The sequence below is a fragment of the Methylomonas koyamae genome, assembly GCF_006483455.1.
Taxonomy (GTDB): Bacteria; Pseudomonadota; Gammaproteobacteria; order Methylococcales; family Methylomonadaceae; genus Methylomonas; species Methylomonas koyamae_B.
On record NZ_PPPU01000015.1, the window covers coordinates 12516 to 30333 of the forward strand.

Here is a 17818-nt window from a genome sequence, read left to right on the forward strand (position 1 = left end):
CGGGCGAATGACTCATCAGTCATTTGACGTATGGCCGGCAACTCGCGGCGTCCGTAGAGTGGCAAGCAACTTGGGAGAGAGAAGACTATGAAAAACTTTTTTGTTTTGGCTGTCGCCGCACTGGGTTTTGCCGGTGCGGCAGGCGCGGCCGAGCCGGAACCGGTCAAGCCGCTGCAGGCGGTTGCATTCGAACTGGCCGACGATAATCTGAGCCAGTTCGGCATTGGATTGGACCCGGCGAATCTGGCTGAGCGGGTACGGAACAATCTGGCGGAATGGCAGTTTCCGCTCAGCGCCAGCGGGCCGTTCAGCCACCGGTTGCAGGCCAGGCTGGGTAAAGTGGCGCGGCGGGAAACCCCGGTCGGCTTTTCGTTTTCCTCCGGCAACTCCGACCCGCGCGCCGTCGATTTCCAAAAAGCCGACGTATTGCCGGTGACCTGCAGTTTGCGCGATGCCGGCAATCAGGCGGTTTTGGTCGAACGCGAATCGACTTTCAGCGCCCATGCTTTAGACAAAGACGTTGCCCCGGCGCGGATCGCCGACAAACTGGTCGACCAAATCGGCACCGCCTGCCTGGACGTGCTGGAGCAAGCACCGCTGCCGAAGCAACCTGGCCGAGTCAGAACCGAGTTGTTCAAACCGAAATGGATGCCGGACGTGCGGGTGGAGGTTCGGGAGATTCCGGCTGCGGCGGGGGCGAGTACTGCAGCGCAACCGGCGGCGATAGGCGACGAGCCGAAGAAGGAGGTGATTATTCATAACCAGGGCAATCCGGTGATTTTTCAGTTTGGGTATGAGAGGAAGTGATGTGCTTTGGTGTTGATTCCGTGCTTGGTCGACTGCATGGATACAGGAGGTAGAGCAACGCAGGAGCAGTTGCCGAGAGGCTTGTCGAACCGTGAGCGGAGAATCAATTGAGGTGTCGCTGGCGCGACGGCTGGTTTTAAAGTCGGGTTTCGGCCCGACAGCCGAGATACTTTCTTTTGCTTGGCCAAAAGAAAGTATCCAAAGAAAAGGCCACCCGACATTCCGCCTTAATCCTGCGCTTTACGAAAACCATCCGTGGTTTTCGCCCTGCGGGTCAGCCTATCGGCTGTTCAAATTTGCTCCAGGCAAATTTGTCGCTTTTGGCGAGGGTTTTCGGAAGGGGCTTCCCAGCCCCTCCGAAAACGAGCGGCATCCCTGCCGCTCCCCTACGGGCCAATCTCGCCAAATACCCACGGGGCACAAGAGCTGGGATGCTCGGGGCGGAATAACGGGAACGACCCCGTCGCGAGATGAAAGGTTATTAGATGATTTTGAAAGCTAGGATTTTGATTGTGTTGTAGGATGCTGCCGACGAAAGGAGGCGCATCGTTCGCGATCGATGGGCTTCGCTCCGTTCGGCACATCCATCGGAATAAATTTTCAGGCATTTATGAAAAATAAATCAAGTTTAGCTAGCGCTGCTTTATTATTTGTTTTATTAACATTTATATTGTCGTTATTCGATCTCGATATATTTTTATTAAAAATTCCAGAGTTTAATCAATTAGAAACTGGCGATGGGACGATATCATTTAACCTTACGCCACTAAGCAGAGGTAGTTCACTAATGCTTAACGGTCAAGGTAAATCTATCGAATTGAACTGCTGGATAACAAGTGTTGGGATGAAAGATTGCGTCGCTTCCGAAGATAAAAATCAACTTAAAGGCAAAAAAGCGAAAGCATGGTGGTATGAGGCAAGAATCAATGGATTTTTTACTGAAAATCGGCTCCTTCAGCTGGACGTTGATGGAAAGCTAGTAATTGATTATTTAGATCAACGAAGTAAATATATCAAAAGTAAGGAGGCTTATATTTATGTTTGGCCTATGTTTTTTTGCGTCGCTGTGTTTTTTTATTTTGTCGTGCGCCTGAGTAATAATTATCGTAACAAATGTTCAACGTAGCTGCGTAGGGTGGGCACGGCTTTTTGTGCCCACGCGGGGAAAACCACAAACCCTGATTTAACCATCAAAAATTAACGACCGAAATGTCCCGTTACCGCCGCTCGCAAAATCCCGGTGCAACGTATTTTTTCACGGTGGTGACGTATCGGCGGCAAGCGATTTTATGTGATGAACCGATACGGGAAGCTTTGCGCACGGCGATTGCAACAACTCGCGCCAAACGACCGTTTAACATAGATGCCTGGGTTCTGTTGCCGGATCATTTGCACTGTATTTGGACTTTACCGGTTGACGATGCAGATTTTGCAACCCGTTGGAGCGTGATAAAACGGCAGGTGAGCGTGGCATGTGGTGACGCATATCGGCGGGCCGAATGGATCAATGCCTCGAAACAAAAACATCGGGAATCGACCTTATGGCAACGCCGGTATTGGGAGCATCAAATACGCGATGAAACCGATTTTGCCCGGCATATGGATTACATTCATTACAACCCGGTAAAGCACGGGTATTCGCAGCAGGTCAAAGATTGGCCGTATTCGACGTTTCATCGATATGTAAAGGAAGGCGTTTATTCGATGGATTGGGGGGATGGCGTTGATGAATTGGTTGTGGGGGAGTGAACGGTTTGTCCGCGTGGGCACAAAAAGCCGTGCCCACCCTACGAATCTAGATTGGTTTCTTTAGAATGAACCCAATCCGTTTTGATAGCGCGATGGTTTTGTCCCGTATGCTGCGCCGAGCACCGGAGCTTTTGGTGGGAATAGCCCGAAGGGGTGTGGCAGGGATGCCGCACGTTGGCGAAGGGGCAGGAAGCCCCTTTCGCCAACCCCCGCCAAAAGCTTCGGAGCGCAGGGAATAAGCGGCATCCGGGTGTCTTTTCTTTTGGATACTTTTCTTTCGACTGCAGGGATGCAGGAGGTAGAGCAACGCATGGAGCAGTTGCCGAGGACAAGCAAAGAAAAGTATCGCGGCTGTCGGTCCGCGAACCGACTTCAAAAACACCCGTCGCGATAGCGACACAACTATGAAGCCAATTCACCAAAACATCACCAAAATCCGCCGCGACTACAACGCCCTGGTCGCCAACGAAACCCTGGAAGACTACGCGCTACGCTATGCGCCGCGCAGCTTTCGCAAATGGTCGGAATTTCAGGTCGCCAATACTGCGTTTGGCTCGACCTCGTTTTTAGTTCTTGAAGCCATCGGCGGGTTTTTGTCGATCAACTACGGCTTTACCAACGCTTTCTGGGCCATCATCGCCGTCGGCATCGTCATCTTCATCACCTCGTTGCCGATCAGCTATTACGCCGCCCGGTTTCATATCGACATCGATCTGTTGACCCGCGCCGCCGGCTTCGGCTACATCGGCTCCACCGTTACCTCGCTGATTTACGCTTCGTTCACCTTCACGCTGTTTGCGCTGGAAGCGTCGATCATGTCGCTGGCGCTGGAATTGTATTTCCAGATTCCGTTGGCTTACGCCCATGTGGTCAGCGCGGTCATCGTGGTGCCGCTGGTGACCTTCGGCATTACCACCATCAGCCGGATGCAACTGTGGACCCAGCCGGTCTGGCTGTTGTTGTTGATCGCGCCGTATATCGCGGTGGCGCGGGCCGAGCCGGAGGCGTTGATGACGCTGGAAACCTATTTCTGGATCGCCGGCAGCGGCCAGGGTTTCGATTGGCTGCTGTTCGGCAGCGCGGCGACGGTGGCCTGTTCGATGGTGGCGCAGATCGGCGAGCAGGTCGATTTTCTGCGCTTCTTGCCGGATAAAACCGAGCAAAACAAATGGCGCTGGTGGGCGGCGATGTTGGCGGCCGGACCGGGTTGGGTGGTGTTCGGCGTGGTGCGGCAGTTGTTGGGGGCGTTGTTGGCGCACTTGGCGATCCGCCACGGCATTCCCGCCGAGCATGCCCACGAGCCGACCCAGATGTATCTGGTGGCGTACAACGAGCTATTCGACAATCCGGAATGGGCGTTGGCTGCCACCACCTTGTTCGTGGTGCTGAGCCAGCTCAAGATCAACGTCACCAACGCCTATGCCGGCTCGCTGGCCTGGTCCAATTTTTTCTCGCGTCTGACTCACAGCCATCCGGGACGGGTAGTATGGTTGTTGTTCAACGTGCTGATCGCGCTGCTGTTGATGGAATTCGGCGTGTTCGGCGCGCTGGAGAAAGTGCTGGGTTTGTTTTCGAATATGTCGATCGCCTGGATCAGCACCGTCGCCGCCGAATTGATGATCAACAAGCCCTTGGGCTTGAGTCCGAAGGAAATCGAGTTCAAACGGGCTTATCTGTCCGATTTGAATCCGGTCGGTATGGTCTCGACTTTCGTCGCGTCGCTGGTATCGATTCTGGCTTATGTCGGTTTGTTCGGCGAGTGGCCCAAAGCCTTCTCGGCTTTGATCGCGCTGGGCTTGGCCTTTGCGCTGGCGCCGGCGCTGGCCTGGTTCAGCCAGGGCAAGCATTATCTGGCGCGCGACCGCGACGAGCGCAACCGCTACGCCCGTAACACCTGTTCGATTTGCGAGAACGAGTTCGAGCACGACGACGTGGCTTATTGCCCGGCTTACGGCGGCAGTATCTGTTCGCTGTGCTGCACGCTGGACGCCCGCTGCCTGGATAGCTGCAAAGTGGGTTTTCGCTTCGACGACTACCTGGAAAGGATGGCCAAATACGGCCTCCCTGAATTTCTGAGTCTGCATGCGCGGATGCGTTTATTGCGCTTCGGTTTGTTATTCGGCTTTCTGGCGGTGCTGACCGGCATTTTCATCAGCATCATTTATTACCAGGATTTGCTCAGCATCCGCCGCGACGCCGGTGCGTTTCAATTGCTGCTGCATAATTTTCTGAAGATCTACGCCTCACTGTTGGTCTTCATCGGCCTGTGCACCTGGTGGCTGATTTTGAACGGTGAAAGCCGCCGCGTCGCCCACGAGGAGACTGCGAAACAAACCCAGTTATTGCTGCAGGAAATCGACGAGCACAAGAAGACCGACAGCAAACTGCAACAAGCGATGAAGCTGGCCGACAGCGCGAATCAGGCCAAAAGCCGCTTCCTGAGCAGCATGAGCCACGAGATCCGTTCGCCGCTGAACAGCATCATCGGCTACGCCCATATCCTGCATCAAGATCCGGAGATTCCGCCGCACCGCAAACAGGCCGTGGAAACCTTGAAGCGCAGCGGCGAGCATTTGTGCGCGCTGGTCGAGGACATCCTGGACATCGCCCGGATCGAGGCGCGCAAGTTCGAATTGAAATATCAAACCTTCAATTTCCCGGAGTTTATCGAGCATTTGGTGCATACCTACCGGGTCCAGGCCGAGGATAAAGGTTTGAGTTTCAATTGCCAGATCGGCAACCAGTTGCCGCAGCGGGTGCGCGGCGACGAGAAGCGGGTGGGGCAGATTCTGATCAATCTGTTGGGCAATGCGGTCAAGTTCACCGAGCAAGGCGAGATCGTGTTTCGCATCGGTTATAGCGGCGGCGTCGCCAGTTTTCAGGTCATCGACAGCGGTGCCGGGATTGATGAGGAACATTTGCAGAATATCTTCCAGCCGTTTACCCGCGTCAGCCAGCCGACTGGCAACGCCGTGGCCGGTGCCGGGCTGGGCTTGACCATCAGTAAAATCCTGACCGAAGTGATGGGCGGGGAATTGACCGTGAAAAGCCAAGTGGGACAGGGCTCGACCTTTACCGTGCGCTTGCTGCTACCCAGTCAGGGTGCCGATACCGAGCCGGATCAAGCCGCCGCGATCGCTGGCTACCGGGGCGCCAGACGCAGAATCATGGTGGTCGACGACCAGCGCGAGCACCGCGAGTTGTTGCTGGACATGCTGGAGCCGCTGGGTTTTTATCTGAGCGAAGCCGATTCCGGCGAGCAATGTCTGCAAAAAGTGGCCGAAGAGCGGCCGGATTTGATCTTGCTGGATATTTCGATGCGCGGCATGAACGGCATCGAAACCGCGATGCTGTTGCGGGAAGGCGGTTGCAGTATGCCGATCGTGATCCTGAGCGCGAATGCCTACGCCAGCGACCGGATGGCGGCGCTAAATGCCGGCTGCAACGATTTTCTGGCCAAGCCGATCCAGGTGCGGGAACTGATGCACAAGCTGAAACTCTATCTGGCCTTGACTTGGCTGTATCGCGACGAAGCGGTGCCGGCCGGTGATGCCGAGCGGGCGCTAGCGGTGCCGCCGGCGGAATTGCTGGCCGACTGCATCGACTGCGTGCGGATCGGCGATTTGATGGGCCTGAAAAAGGTCTTGCAACGTCTGTCGGTGCAACAACCACAATATGCGTTGTTTTTTGCCAAGTTGCTCAATCTGGCCAACGAATTCAAGTTGGGCCAAATTCGGCAATTGTTGAATATGAACAAACAGGAGGCAGGGCGATGATGGAAGCGGCTCTCAGCAACGGCACGGTATTGATCGTCGACGATACGCCGGGTAATTTGGCTTTGCTGTCCGATACGCTGTCGGAAGCCAATTACCGGGTGCTGGTCGCTACCGACGGCAGTTCGGCGCTGGAACAAATCCAATACGTCAAACCCGACATCATTTTGCTGGACGTGATGATGCCGGGCATCGACGGTTTCGAAACCTGTAGCCGGTTGAAAGCCGATCCGGCCACGGCGGCGATTCCGGTACTGTTCATGACCGGCCTCAGCGAATTGGAAAACTTGCTGCGCGGCTTCGGCGAAGGCGCGCTGGATTACATCGTCAAGCCGATCCGGCCGGCCGAAGTCTTGGCGCGGATCGAAGTACATCTGAGCCAGACCCGCAACCTGCTCCGAGCCGAACAATTGCTGAACCACGGCGAGTTTGCCGCGTTGGCGGTCGACGCCGGCGGTCAAATCCACTGGCGGACGCCGGCCGGGGCGCAATGGCTGGCGGATTTCAAGGCATTCCAGGGGCTGGACCTAGCGCTTGCCGGCGACAGTGTGTTGCCGGAGGGCATGCTGGGCTGGTTTCAACGCTGGTTGCGCCAGTCCGGCCGGACTGAGGCCGACTCGGAACCGCATCGGCTGGTGCCGGGATTTGCGGTCACAGTCAATGCCTGCGAACAGCCGGGCGAGTACCTGCTGCTGTTGCAGCGCGACGATGCGCAGTGGAGTCCGCAGACGCTACGTGAAAAACTGAAACTGACTTTTCGCGAAGCCGAAATTCTGATGTGGATTGCCCGCGGCAAGACCAATAAGGAGATCGGCATTATCCTCGGTACCAGTCCCCGCACCGTGAACAAACACCTGGAACATATCTTCGAAAAACTGGGCGTGTCGACCAGGGCGGCGGCGGTGGCGATGGCGATGCAGCAAGGTTGAGATGTTCGGCCGGCGGGCAATAAAAAGGCCTGAAGCCTTTTCGGCGACAGGCCTTTTTGTCAGGCTTGACCGGCTGCTGTTAAGGCATGTACATGCCGCCGTTGACGTGCAAGGTCTCGCCGGTGATGTAGGAGGCTTGTTCGGAGGCCAGGAAGGATACCGCGTGGGCGATTTCGTCCGGTTGGCCGAGGCGGCCCAGCGCGATTGAGCCGAGCAGGGCGGTTTTGATCTCTTCCGACAATTCTTTGGTCATGTCGGTGTCGATGAAACCCGGCGCAACGGTGTTGACGGTGATGCCGCGCGAACCGACTTCTTTGGCCATCGATTTGGCGAAGCCGACCATGCCGGCCTTGGCCGCGGCATAGTTGGTCTGGCCGGCGTTACCGGTCGAACCGACGACGGACGAGATATTGATGATGCGGCCGTAACGGGCTTTCATCATGCCGCGCAACACGGCTTTGCTCATCCGGAAGATCGAAGTCAGGTTGGTGTTGATGATGTCGTCCCATTCCTCGTCTTTCATCCGCATCAACAGGTTGTCGCGGGTGATGCCGGCGTTGTTGACCAGAACGGCCGGGGTGCCGTATGCGTCACCGGTGGTCTTGATAAAGGCTTCGATGTCGGCGGCGTCGGCCACGTTCAGTTTATAGCCTTTGCCGTTTTCGCCCAGGTAGGCGGAAATAGCCTCGGCACCGCTGTCGGAGGTGGCGGTGCCCAGTACGTAAAAGCCGTCTGCGACCAGTCTTTCGGCAATGGCCCGGCCGATGCCGCGGCTGGCGCCGGTAACGATGGCGGTTTTCTTATCCACGGAGTTGCTCCACAACGTTGTTGATGGTTTCGATGTCGTACAAGGTGAAGTGGGCGGCATCGGCGGCGATGCGCTTGTTCAAGCCCATCAGCACTTTGCCGGGGCCGCACTCGACGAAGGCGGTAACGCCTTGCTCGTGCATGAATTTGATGCTTTCCACCCAGCGCACCGGTTTAAACAATTGCTCTTTCAGCGCGTAGCGAATCACTTCCGGCGAGCCGTGCGATTTGACGTCGGCATTGTGAATCAGCGTGGTATTGGGCATGTCGACGTTCAGGCCTTGCAGAATCTCGTTGAGCTGGTCGGAGGCCGCTTCCATCAAGGCGCAATGCGACGGTACGCTGACCGGCAGTTTCAAGGCGCGCTTGGCGCCCAGGGCTTTCAAGGCCTCAATGGCGCGGTCGACGGCGGCGGTTTGGCCGGCGATGACGACTTGGCCGGGCGCGTTGAAGTTGGCGGCGGCGACGATCTCGCCGTGGGCGACTTCAGTGCAAGTGTTGACCACTTGGTGGTCTTCCAGGCCCAGGATGGCGGCCATTGCACCTTCGCCGGCCGGTACCGCTTCCTGCATCAAGCGGCCGCGGGCGGCAACTAATTTGATTGCGTCGTCGAAGCCCATTGCGCCGGAACAGACCAGGGCGGTATATTCGCCCAAGCTGTGGCCGGCCATCCAGGCAGGGCGGATCGCCGATAGCTCGCACCAAGCCCGCCAGACGGCCACGCCGGCCGCCAGCATGGCCGGTTGGGTATTGTGAGTTTGATTGAGATCGGCTTCTGGGCCGTTGGCGATCAGATTCCACAAATCGAAACCCAGCGCGTCGGACGCTTGTTCGAAGGTTCGTTTCACCACCGGGGTGGCTTCCGCCAACGCGCCGAGCATGCCGACGGCTTGCGAGCCCTGGCCGGGAAAGACGAAGGCCAGATTGTAACTTTGTTCGTTGATTGTCATCGTTAATACCTCAGTAATGCGGAGCCCCAGGTGAAACCGGCGCCGAATGCTTCCATCAGCACGGTTTGGCCGCGTTGGATGCGGCCGTCGCGCACGCCTTCGTTAAAGGCGAGCAGCACCGATGCCGAGGAGGTATTGCCCTGGTTTTCCAAGGTCAGTATCACTTGATCCATCGACATGCCGAGTTTTTTCGCGGTGGCGGCAATGATGCGGGTATTGGCCTGATGGGGCACCAGCCAGTCGATATCGCTTTGCTGCAAGCCGTTTGCGGCCAGGGTTTCATCGACAATCCGGCCCAGCGTGTTGACCGCAACTTTGAACACTTCGTTACCGCGCATACTGATGAAGGCCGGCTCTTGCTGTTTGGCTTCGGCTGCCACTTGCGGGTTCGGGCAATACAACAGGTCTTCGTAACCGCCGTCGGAGTGAATATGAGTGGACAATATGCCGGGCTCCGCGCTGGCCGTCAGCAGGATCGCGCCGGCGCCGTCGCCGAATAGAATGCAGGTGCTGCGGTCGCTCCAGTCGACAATCCGCGAGCAGATTTCGCTGCCGACTACCAGGACGTTTTTGGCGAAACCGGTTTTGATGTATTGGTCGGCGATGCTGAGGCCATAGACTGAACCGGAGCAGGCCGCCTGGATATCGAAGCCGACCGCATGTTTGATGCCGAGCCGCTCTTGCAGCAGGCAGGCGGTGCTGGGATAGACCCGTTCCGGCGTGCCGGTGGCAACCACGATCATGTCGATATCGGTCGCGGCGATGCCGGCCATGGCTATGGCCTGGCGGGCGGCGATTTCGGCCATACTGGAGGCGGTTTCCTCCGGGCCGGCGATGCGGCGGCTTTTGATGCCGGTACGTTCGTAAATCCAGCTGTCGGAGGTGTCGACCATGTTGGAGATATCGTCGTTGGTGCGGACGATCGGCGGCAGATAGCCGCCGGTGCCGATTACCTTGGTCCAGCGGCTCATGAGGCGACCTTCTGCGCTAGCGCAACTTCCAGTTTTTCGCTGATTTTACGGATAACGCCTTGCGCCACTTCCAGTTCGGCCAGATGAATGGCAGTCTCGAAGGCCAGGGCGTCGGCGCCGCCGTGGCTTTTGATCACCAGTCCGCGCAAGCCGATGAAGCTGGCGCCGTTGTAGAGGCGCGGATCGATGCTGTCTTTGAATTGTTTCAGAACCGGGTAGGCCGCCAGACCGGCCAGTTTGGTCAGCCAGTTTTTCGAGAAACTGTCTTTCAATTTGGAACCGATCATTTTTGCGGCGCCTTCGATCGATTTTAAGGCGACATTGCCGACGAAGCCGTCGGTGACGATCAAATCGACTTTGACGTTGCCGGCGTTGATCGAGTTACCTTCCACGTAGCCGATGTAATTTAGCGAAGAATTTTCCAGTAATTTGGCGGCAGCTTTGACTTGCTCGTTGCCTTTCATGTCTTCCTCGCCAATATTCAGCAAGCCGATACGCGGCCGCTCGATGTTCTCCACCGCTTTGACGACTTCCTCGCCCATCACGGCGAATTGATAGAGATGTTCGGCGCTGGAATCGACGTTGCCGCCCAAGTCCAGCATGTGGGTATGGCCGAAGGTCGAAGGCAGGGTGGAAATAATCGCGGGACGATCGATACCGGGGATCATTTTCAGAACGAAACGGGCGGTTGCCATCAGGGCTCCGGTGTTGCCGGCGCTGACGCAAGCGTCGGCTTTGCCTTCCTGAACCAGGTTGATCGCTACCCGCATCGAAGAATCTTTTTTGTTCTTCAGCGCTTTTTGCGGCGTTTCGTCCATTTCCACGACCTGTGAGGCGTGTTGAATGCTGATCCGGCCGTCAAATTCGGCAAGCGCCGGTTCCAGCAGTTTGCGCAGAACCGCCTCGTCGCCAACCATGATGAGATTCAGATCCGGATTTTTTCTTAAACAGGCCAGAGAGGCGGGAACCGTTACTTGCGGACCGAAATCCCCGCCCATGGCGTCGATTGAGAGAGTTGAGCTCACGCTTATGACTAACCCCATAAGTTAAAAGAAGCCAACTGTTGCCGAACAACAAGTTGGCTTTACCCAGAGACTATCGTGCTGCCGAAATGCGCCGTTTGTCTTCCCGGCCGCCGAGACCGAAAGCGCCGGTCCCGGTTCGCGGACCGGAGCGGTTTATTCGGTATAAATCCGGCGCGGGTAGATACCCGGCGGAACGCTACGATTAATCTTCTTCGTGTGCGCCGACGATTTGACGGCCTTTGAAATAACCGTCGGGTGTCATGTGGTGGCGCAGATGGGTTTCGCCGGTCAATGGATCCTGGGCCAGGGTTTTGCCGACCAATGCATCGTGTGAACGACGTTGACCGCGTCTGGAACGCGATACTTTGCTCTTTTGTACTGCCATTTCAATCTCCAGTTTTTTTAAGTTTTGCTAAAACAGAAAAAGGGTTGTTCGCCTTGATCTGACTATCGGTCGCGCCGTATTCGGCGTCTTCGGAACGGTTGCGTTCGATGCAGTCGAACGGGTGTCGCGGATAATTCGGCAACGCCAGTAGAATTTCGTCCTCGACCAAGGCGGTTAACGAAATCGTATCGCCGTCCAGCATTAACGGCTCGGAATCGTCCAGTTGCTTGGCTTCCTGTAGCGAAGACACAACAGACAATTTAAAGCTGATATCTACAGGCCATGCCAGCGCCTGCAGGCAGGATTGACACTCCAATTGGAGGTCGCCCCCTATATGGCCGGACACGGTAACCCGTTTACCCTCTTTGCCGAACTCGATGCGGACGGCCAAGACACCGCTACGGTCAACTACGCTATCGGCCAAGCGTTCGAGCGTAGCGATATTCAATTCTCCGGCCAATACGCTACGTCTTTCAGCGAACAGCAGAGGATCAATATGGTCGGGAAACTTATCTGACATAACTGTACAATGATACAGATATCAGACTGTTGCGTCAAACTGACAACTTGCTATTCCATGACCGAGACTAGTTCCATCGTGCTGGCATCCAGCTCCGCGTACCGTCGAGAGCTATTGAAAAAATTGGCTGTCGACTTCAATTGTTGCCCGGCGAACGTCGACGAAACGCCCCGGCCGAACGAGCCGCCAACCGATTTGGCACTGCGTTTATCGGTCGAAAAAGCGCTGGCAGTCGGCAGTATCCATCCCGCACATTTGGTGATCGGCTCCGACCAGGTGGCGGCGTTCGACGGCGAAATCCTGGGAAAGCCGGGGAATCGGGAGCGGGCAGTTGCCCAGCTGCAGCGCCAATCGGGCAGAGTGGTGTCTTTCTACACCGGGCTTTGCGTATTGGATAGCGCCAGCGGACAGTATTTTACCGATCTGGTCGAGTGTGAGGTGCACTTCAAATCCTTAAGCCTGCAGCAGATCGAATATTACTTGGACATCGACCGTCCCTACGATTGCGCCGGCAGCTTCAAATCCGAATCCCTGGGTATCGCCTTGTTCGATAAAATTTGCGGCGAAGATCCGAATGCCTTGGTTGGCTTGCCCTTGATTAAATTGGCCGGTTTGCTGAAGAAATTCGGCGTCGACGTGTTGAACCCGGCGGCGGGTTAGGGCGGGCTGAATAAATCCAGCATTTGCGCTAAGTCCTGGTCGACTTGGTCGGCGATTTCCAGAATCTGTTCGCGGCTGATTCGGACCAAGACCAGCGTTTGCTTCGCAAAACCGGTCGCAGTGGCTTGACGTTCGGCGGCCGATTTGCAGTCGGCCAGCCGGCAAGCAATGTGCAGTAGGTGCGCGTCCAGCTTATGCAGTAAAGCTTGCTCCGGTTCCAGGTAACAGCCTACTGTCTCGTACAGGGATTCGGGCAGGCCCCAGTTCTTCAATAATTCGCGGCCAACCTCGGCATGGGTGAAGCCGAGCAGGGCTTGTTCGAGGCCGGGAACCAAACGGCGGTCGCCGTTGGCCGCCAGCAGGGCCTGGCGGCTGGGCTCCGCCAAGCGGTGATAGAGCAGCAGCGAGCCGATATCGTGCAGCAGGCCGGCGATAAACAGCCGTTCGGCGTGCAAAACCGCGCAGCGCTTGGCCAAGGCCCGCACCAAAATCGCACAATGGATACTGCGGCGCCAGAAACTGGCCATGTCCACCAATTCGCCCGGTATTTGCCGGAACCGGTCGGCGATGCAGGTTGCCACGACCAGGCTGTACAGGTCGTCGACGCCGATTACGGTAATGGCCCGCGACAATGTGTCTATCCGGGCCTGGAAGCCGTAGAAAGGACTGTTGACGACGCGCAGCAGCCGCGCCGCAAGTACGGGGTCTTTTGCGATCACCGCGCCGATATCGGCTGGCGAATACCGCGAGTCCCGGATCATTTCGTTCAGTTGGAAATAGATGTCGGGCAACGAGAACAGGTTTGTCGCGTCGGCGACCAGTTGCCTGATTGCGGCGACCTTCACTCAGCTTTTCCGATATAGCGACAGTACGTGCTGTACGTAGTTGCGGGTTTCCGGGTAGGGCGGTACGGCGTTGCCGTATTTCATCACCGCACCCTCGCCGGCGTTGTAACCGGCTACGGCCAAGGTCAAATTCGAGTTGAACATGGCCAGCAGGTCTTTCAAATAACGGGTGCCGCCGTCGACGTTCTGTTCGGCGTCGCGCCGGTCGGTTACGCCGTAGCGACGGGCCGTGTCGGGCATCAACTGCATCAAGCCCACTGCGCCGGCAGAAGATACTGCGTGCGGGTTGTAGGCCGATTCCGCTTGAATTACGGCGTGCAGCAGTTTCGGGTCCATTTGGTGTTTGGCTGCGGCTTTGGCAATCAAATCGTTGAATTTGAGTTTGTTGCCGGACATGTACTTCAAGTCGCGACTATAGGTGCGCGGCCGGGTGCGGATGATCAGGCGGTAATCGAAGCCTTTTTTCGGCTCGTCGGTGTAATAAACCCGGCCGTCCGGGTCAACATATTTATAGATATCCGCCCCGGAGTCGGCGATTGGCGCGAAGGATAAGATGGCGATCAGCAGGCGTTTCATCGCGTTACCCTCCCGAAATATCAGATCATTGCTGAACCGCGACCGAGCTGGCGGCCTGTACGGCCTTGGCCCGCGCCGCTTCGACCGTCTCGCCGGTCGCCAACGCGACGCCCATGCGCCGGGCGGCGAAGGCTTCCGGTTTGCCGAACAGGCGGACATCGGTATCGGGTATTGCCAAGGCTCGCTCTAATCCCTGGTAGCTAACCGCTTTGGCGTCGATGCCGCCCAGAATCACGGCGCTGGCAGCGGTTCTGTCCAGCGCTGTATTGACCGGTAAACCCAAAATCGCCCGGGCATGCAGATCGAATTCGCTCTGGCGTTGGCTGGCCATTGTGACCATGCCGGTATCGTGCGGCCGCGGGCTGACTTCACTGAACCAGACCTGGTCGTCGGCGACGAACAGTTCCACACCGAACAGGCCCAGTCCGCCCAAGGCATCGGTGACTTTGCCGGCGATTTGTTGCGCCAGCGCGATGGCATTTTCGCTCATGGCTTGCGGTTGCCAGCTCTCTCGGTAGTCACCGTGTTCCTGACGGTGGCCGATCGGTTCGCAAAAATAAGTCTGCACCCGGCCTTCCGCATCCAGCGCCCGTACCGTCAATAAGGTGATTTCGAAGTCGAAATCGATTTTGGCTTCGACGATGACTTTGCCGGTATCGGTGCGGCCGCCGGCTTTGGCGTAATCCCAAGCCGCTTGCAATTGGTCTGCGCTTTTCACCATCGACTGGCCCTTGCCCGATGATGACATGGTCGGCTTGACGAAACAAGGGTAACCGATGCCGCTATCCACGGCGGCTTGCAGTTGGGCGAAGGATTCGGCAAAGGCGTATTTCGAGGTAGGCAAGCCCAATTCCGCGGCTGCCAGTTGGCGGATGCCTTCCCGGTTCATCGTCAATTGGATGGCGCGGGCATTCGGTACCACCGTGGTTTCCCCGACCCGTTCGATTTCTGCAAGTGCGTCGGTGGCGATCGCTTCCAGTTCCGGCACGATGAAGTGCGGTTGTTCCTGCGCGATCAAGGCCTTGACCGCCGCGGCATCGGTCATGTCGATCACATGGCGGCGGTGGGCCACCTGCATTGCCGGGGCGCCGGGGTAGCGGTCGACCGCTATCACTTCCACCCCGTAACGCTGCAGCGAGATCGCGATTTCCTTGCCCAGTTCGCCGCTACCGAGCAGCAGGGCTTTAGTGGCGGAGGCAGTGTCGGGGGTACCTATGTTCATGAATTGGCTAGATAGTTATCGATATCTTGTTTGGAAAAGCCGATTTTCTTTGCTACCCGATCGGCATGGCTGACGCGGGAAATGCCGTCGATCAGCTTGAAGGTCGGCATGTCGTCGGCGAATTCCACTTGTTTCGGCGTCGCCACCCGGCGATTGACGAACACGTCGACCAATTGGTGGTTATGCGTAATCAGGATAGTGCTGTTCCCTTTGCGGTAAAAGCCGTCCAGCACGTCGATCGACGATTGCATTTTCTCTTCAAAAGTAGTGCCTTCCGCCATTTCGTCAAGCACGACCAGACTGTTGCTGCTGGCTGCCAGGAAAATGTCGCGAGTGCGTTTCAACTCGGTGCCGAAGCGGCCTTCGCCGTCGTCGAGATGGCTGATTTCCGGCGCCTGGTAAAAAATCCGATCCGCTATGCTCAGTTTGGCAGCCCGGGCCGGCACGTAGCAGCCGATTTGGGCAAGCAATTGAATTTGAGTGACGGTTTTGCAGAATGCGGTTTTACCGCCGCTATTCGGCCCGGTGACGCAGACCAGCCGTTCCTCGCTCATGCTGAAATCGTTGCCGACGTAGTTCGGATTTTTGTGGCCGAGCACCGGATTCTTCGCGTCGTGCAATTCAATCGAGTGGCGGTCTCCCGCGGTCAAGTCGGGCAATACGGTTTCGCTGCCGTAGTTCTCGGCATACTTGATAAAGGCTAACAGTTCGTCGAGCTGACCCAGGCCGTCCAGCAATTCGCCGAGCGCGGCAGAGTTTTTGTAGATCTCGCGTAGCGGAATGATGCAGTTGTCGCGGTCGTAGCCGCCGACCACCGGAATGTAAGCCAAGGCCAACGGCAGGAAGAATACCGAGGCTACAGACAGGCCGTCGCGGGTGACCTGGAACATGTCGCTGGGGAAAATCCGGGTCAAGCCCCAAATTGCGGCAACCAACATTGCGATCAGTAACGGTTTGAATAGTGTGGGCCGGAAAATCGTGGCCGGGGCAAACGAGTTTTTACGTTGTTCCTTGCTTTGCAGGCCTTTTTCGCTGTTGTAGACCGGGCCGACCATCAGCGAGTATTCGTTGCTTTGGGCGAAATTACCGATTTTGTCGAATACGCTTTGCAGATAAGGGCTTTGCGGCCGGCCGGAATTGTAAATGGCGCCGACCAGATTCAGCACCACGCGAATCCCGCGCACGTATTGTTTGTAGCCGTAGCCCTCGATCTGATTGTCTTCGCGGGCGGTGCCGAAACCGCCCAGGAATTCGCCGAACAGCAGCAGATACAAGCGGTTTTCGCCGGCGGCGGCATTGGCGACAATGTTTTCGATGTTTTCCCGGACGGCAGGGTTGTCGCGAATTTCGCGCACGGCGTCCTGTTTGGCGGCAATGGCTTCGCGGTCGTTCATGGGCTGGGCCAGCGAACGGTAAAGCACGGCTTGGCCGGCCAGGGTGCTGGCGTAATTGACGTTGTCGAACAGTTCGTCGACCTCGATCGTATTGAACGCGCCCGGGTCGATCACTCCGGCACCGGTTGCCAGCGGTTCGGTAGAGCGGGCCTTCGGCCATTCGCCGTTCCAGCTTTGTAGAATGTTCTGTTGCATGCTGCCTCCCCCGTTTTTTATCGGCCGCAACGTCAGCGCGCGGTTCTTATTAACTCTAGCATCAGCTCGACGTGGGCGTCGCTGTCGTTCAGGCACGGAATGTAGCGGTAGCTTTCGCCGCCGGCTTCCAGAAACAGTTCGCGATTGGCGATTGCGATTTCTTCCAGCGTTTCCAGGCAGTCTACCGAAAATCCGGGACAGATCATGTCAATTTGGTGGATACCTTGTTTGGGTAATTCCTCCAGCACTTCCACGCAATAGGGTTTCAACCATTCCGCACGACCGAATCGGGACTGAAATACCAGTTTCCATTGCGTTTCGGTCAGGCCCAATTGCTCGGCAATCAAGCGGGCGCTGGTCTGGCATTGGTAATAGTAAGGGTCGCCCCATTCGGTCAATTTGGCCGGCAAGCCGTGAAAGGACATTACCAGCAATTGCGCTTGGCCATTTTCCTGCCAATGCTGTTGCACCGACTCGGCGACAGCAGTGATATAAGCCGGGTGCTGGTGAAAATCGCTGATAAAACGCAGGCCGGGCATATGCCGCCAGTCGACGAATTCGTCGGCGACGATGTCGAAAATCGAGGCCGTGGTAGTCGACGAATACTGGGGGTAGAGCGGTAATACCACGATTTCGGTGACGCCTTGTTTTTTCAGATCCCTTAATTTGTCCCGCAAGGCCGGTTTGCCGTAGCGCATCGCGCAGTCGATGGCTAGCGACGGTCCGCCGTAACGCGCTTTCAGTTTTTCGGTCAATTGCTCGCTGAACACGATCAGCGGCGAACCTTGCTCGGTCCAGATCGATTGGTAGGCATGGGCGGATTTGCGCGGCCGAAACGGCAGCACGAACAGATTCAATATCAGCCACCACAGCGGCCGCGGCAGGTTGACGACCCGTGGGTCGCCCAGGAACTCGCGCAGGAAACGCCTGACGTCTCCGGTTTTCGGCGAAGCCGGCGAACCGAGATTGACCAGCAAGACGCCGGTTTTGTTGGCAGGAGTTTCGCTCAT

The 17818-nt window shown here is 56.9% G+C and carries 17 protein-coding genes; 6 read left to right on the forward strand and 11 right to left on the reverse strand.

Annotated features, from left to right (window positions below):
- Positions 1–87 precede the first annotated feature (87 nt).
- From C2U68_RS08950 to C2U68_RS08980, 5 genes are all read left to right on the forward strand, one after another.
- Positions 88–807, forward strand: coding sequence for a hypothetical protein (locus C2U68_RS08950; RefSeq protein WP_140912143.1), 720 nt, complete (start codon positions 88–90; stop codon positions 805–807).
- A 610-nt stretch (positions 808–1417) separates the two neighbouring features.
- Positions 1418–1933 (forward strand): hypothetical protein, encoded by a 516-nt coding sequence (locus tag C2U68_RS08960; RefSeq protein WP_140912144.1) that lies wholly within the window; start codon positions 1418–1420, stop codon positions 1931–1933.
- Between the two features lie 83 nt (positions 1934–2016).
- On the forward strand, positions 2017–2556 hold the full coding sequence (locus tag C2U68_RS08965) for an REP-associated tyrosine transposase (protein ID WP_140912145.1): 540 nt from the start codon (positions 2017–2019) through the stop codon (positions 2554–2556).
- 404 nt (positions 2557–2960) lie between these two features.
- On the forward strand, positions 2961–6332 hold the full coding sequence (locus C2U68_RS08975; protein ID WP_140912146.1) for a response regulator: 3372 nt from the start codon (positions 2961–2963) through the stop codon (positions 6330–6332).
- Positions 6329–7258 (forward strand): response regulator, encoded by a 930-nt coding sequence (locus C2U68_RS08980; protein ID WP_140912147.1) that lies wholly within the window; start codon positions 6329–6331, stop codon positions 7256–7258. Before C2U68_RS08975 ends, C2U68_RS08980 begins: the two co-directional genes overlap by 4 nt.
- 79 nt (positions 7259–7337) lie before the next feature.
- On the opposite strand, the gene fabG is transcribed toward C2U68_RS08980, so the two are convergent.
- From fabG to C2U68_RS09010, 6 genes are all read right to left on the reverse strand, one after another.
- Entirely contained in the window at positions 7338–8126 is a 789-nt protein-coding gene (gene fabG / locus C2U68_RS08985; RefSeq protein WP_222101893.1) for a 3-oxoacyl-ACP reductase FabG, read from the reverse strand.
- A complete protein-coding gene (gene fabD / locus C2U68_RS08990) occupies positions 8059–9009 on the reverse strand; it encodes an ACP S-malonyltransferase (RefSeq protein WP_409563849.1) in 951 nt (316 codons plus the stop codon). The genes fabG and fabD overlap by 68 nt, the downstream gene beginning before the upstream one ends.
- Positions 9010–9017: 8 nt before the next feature.
- Positions 9018–9986: a beta-ketoacyl-ACP synthase III gene (locus tag C2U68_RS08995; protein WP_140912150.1), complete on the reverse strand. Its 969-nt coding sequence runs from the start codon at positions 9984–9986 to the stop codon at positions 9018–9020.
- The gene (gene plsX, locus C2U68_RS09000; RefSeq protein WP_260839273.1) at positions 9983–11011 is read right to left on the reverse strand and encodes a phosphate acyltransferase PlsX; all 1029 of its coding nucleotides are present in this window, start codon (positions 11009–11011) and stop codon (positions 9983–9985) included. The genes C2U68_RS08995 and plsX overlap by 4 nt, the downstream gene beginning before the upstream one ends.
- A gap of 202 nt (positions 11012–11213) precedes the next feature.
- Positions 11214–11396 carry a 50S ribosomal protein L32 gene (gene rpmF / locus C2U68_RS09005; protein ID WP_054763470.1) on the reverse strand — a complete coding sequence of 61 codons (183 nt, stop codon included), beginning with the start codon at positions 11394–11396 and terminating at the stop codon, positions 11214–11216.
- Position 11397: 1 nt separating this feature from the next.
- The gene (locus C2U68_RS09010) at positions 11398–11916 is read right to left on the reverse strand and encodes a YceD family protein (RefSeq protein ID WP_140912151.1); all 519 of its coding nucleotides are present in this window, start codon (positions 11914–11916) and stop codon (positions 11398–11400) included.
- Positions 11917–11973: 57 nt separating this feature from the next.
- On the opposite strand from C2U68_RS09010, the gene C2U68_RS09015 reads away from it, so the two are divergent.
- A complete protein-coding gene (locus C2U68_RS09015; protein WP_140912152.1) occupies positions 11974–12576 on the forward strand; it encodes a Maf family protein in 603 nt (200 codons plus the stop codon).
- Here the strand turns inward: C2U68_RS09015 and C2U68_RS09020 are convergent.
- The 5 genes from C2U68_RS09020 to hemH are packed head-to-tail and all read right to left on the reverse strand — an operon-like array spanning position 12573 to position 17818.
- Positions 12573–13421, reverse strand: coding sequence for an HDOD domain-containing protein (locus tag C2U68_RS09020; RefSeq protein WP_140912153.1), 849 nt, complete (start codon positions 13419–13421; stop codon positions 12573–12575). The two genes, C2U68_RS09015 and C2U68_RS09020, sit on opposite strands and share 4 nt — an antisense overlap.
- Positions 13422–13997, reverse strand: a complete 576-nt coding sequence (locus C2U68_RS09025; protein WP_140912154.1) for a lytic transglycosylase domain-containing protein — start codon at positions 13995–13997, stop codon at positions 13422–13424.
- Between the two features lie 25 nt (positions 13998–14022).
- The gene (gene purT, locus C2U68_RS09030) at positions 14023–15219 is read right to left on the reverse strand and encodes a formate-dependent phosphoribosylglycinamide formyltransferase (protein WP_140912155.1); all 1197 of its coding nucleotides are present in this window, start codon (positions 15217–15219) and stop codon (positions 14023–14025) included.
- Positions 15216–16808, reverse strand: a complete 1593-nt coding sequence (locus C2U68_RS09035) for a MutS-related protein (protein ID WP_140912156.1) — start codon at positions 16806–16808, stop codon at positions 15216–15218. Before C2U68_RS09035 ends, purT begins: the two co-directional genes overlap by 4 nt.
- Before the next feature lie 32 nt (positions 16809–16840).
- Positions 16841–17818: a ferrochelatase gene (gene hemH / locus C2U68_RS09040; protein ID WP_140912157.1), complete on the reverse strand. Its 978-nt coding sequence runs from the start codon at positions 17816–17818 to the stop codon at positions 16841–16843.

What these genes read in the sequence shown, in the direction of transcription:
- C2U68_RS08950 (WP_140912143.1), top strand. Translation starts at nt 88, where the DNA reads ATGAAAAACTTTTTTGTTTTGGCTGTCGCCGCACTGGGTTTTGCCGGT.
- C2U68_RS08960 (WP_140912144.1), top strand. Translation starts at nt 1,418, where the DNA reads ATGAAAAATAAATCAAGTTTAGCTAGCGCTGCTTTATTATTTGTTTTA.
- C2U68_RS08965 (WP_140912145.1), top strand. Translation starts at nt 2,017, where the DNA reads ATGTCCCGTTACCGCCGCTCGCAAAATCCCGGTGCAACGTATTTTTTC.
- C2U68_RS08975 (WP_140912146.1), top strand. Translation starts at nt 2,961, where the DNA reads ATGAAGCCAATTCACCAAAACATCACCAAAATCCGCCGCGACTACAAC.
- C2U68_RS08980 (WP_140912147.1), top strand. Translation starts at nt 6,329, where the DNA reads ATGATGGAAGCGGCTCTCAGCAACGGCACGGTATTGATCGTCGACGAT.
- fabG (WP_222101893.1), bottom strand. Translation starts at nt 8,126, where the DNA reads ATGCCGCCCACTTCACCTTGTACGACATCGAAACCATCAACAACGTTG.
- C2U68_RS08995 (WP_140912150.1), bottom strand. Translation starts at nt 9,986, where the DNA reads ATGAGCCGCTGGACCAAGGTAATCGGCACCGGCGGCTATCTGCCGCCG.
- rpmF (WP_054763470.1), bottom strand. Translation starts at nt 11,396, where the DNA reads ATGGCAGTACAAAAGAGCAAAGTATCGCGTTCCAGACGCGGTCAACGT.
- C2U68_RS09010 (WP_140912151.1), bottom strand. Translation starts at nt 11,916, where the DNA reads ATGTCAGATAAGTTTCCCGACCATATTGATCCTCTGCTGTTCGCTGAA.
- C2U68_RS09015 (WP_140912152.1), top strand. Translation starts at nt 11,974, where the DNA reads ATGACCGAGACTAGTTCCATCGTGCTGGCATCCAGCTCCGCGTACCGT.
- C2U68_RS09025 (WP_140912154.1), bottom strand. Translation starts at nt 13,997, where the DNA reads ATGAAACGCCTGCTGATCGCCATCTTATCCTTCGCGCCAATCGCCGAC.
- purT (WP_140912155.1), bottom strand. Translation starts at nt 15,219, where the DNA reads ATGAACATAGGTACCCCCGACACTGCCTCCGCCACTAAAGCCCTGCTG.
- C2U68_RS09035 (WP_140912156.1), bottom strand. Translation starts at nt 16,808, where the DNA reads ATGCAACAGAACATTCTACAAAGCTGGAACGGCGAATGGCCGAAGGCC.
- hemH (WP_140912157.1), bottom strand. Translation starts at nt 17,818, where the DNA reads ATGAGCGAAACTCCTGCCAACAAAACCGGCGTCTTGCTGGTCAATCTC.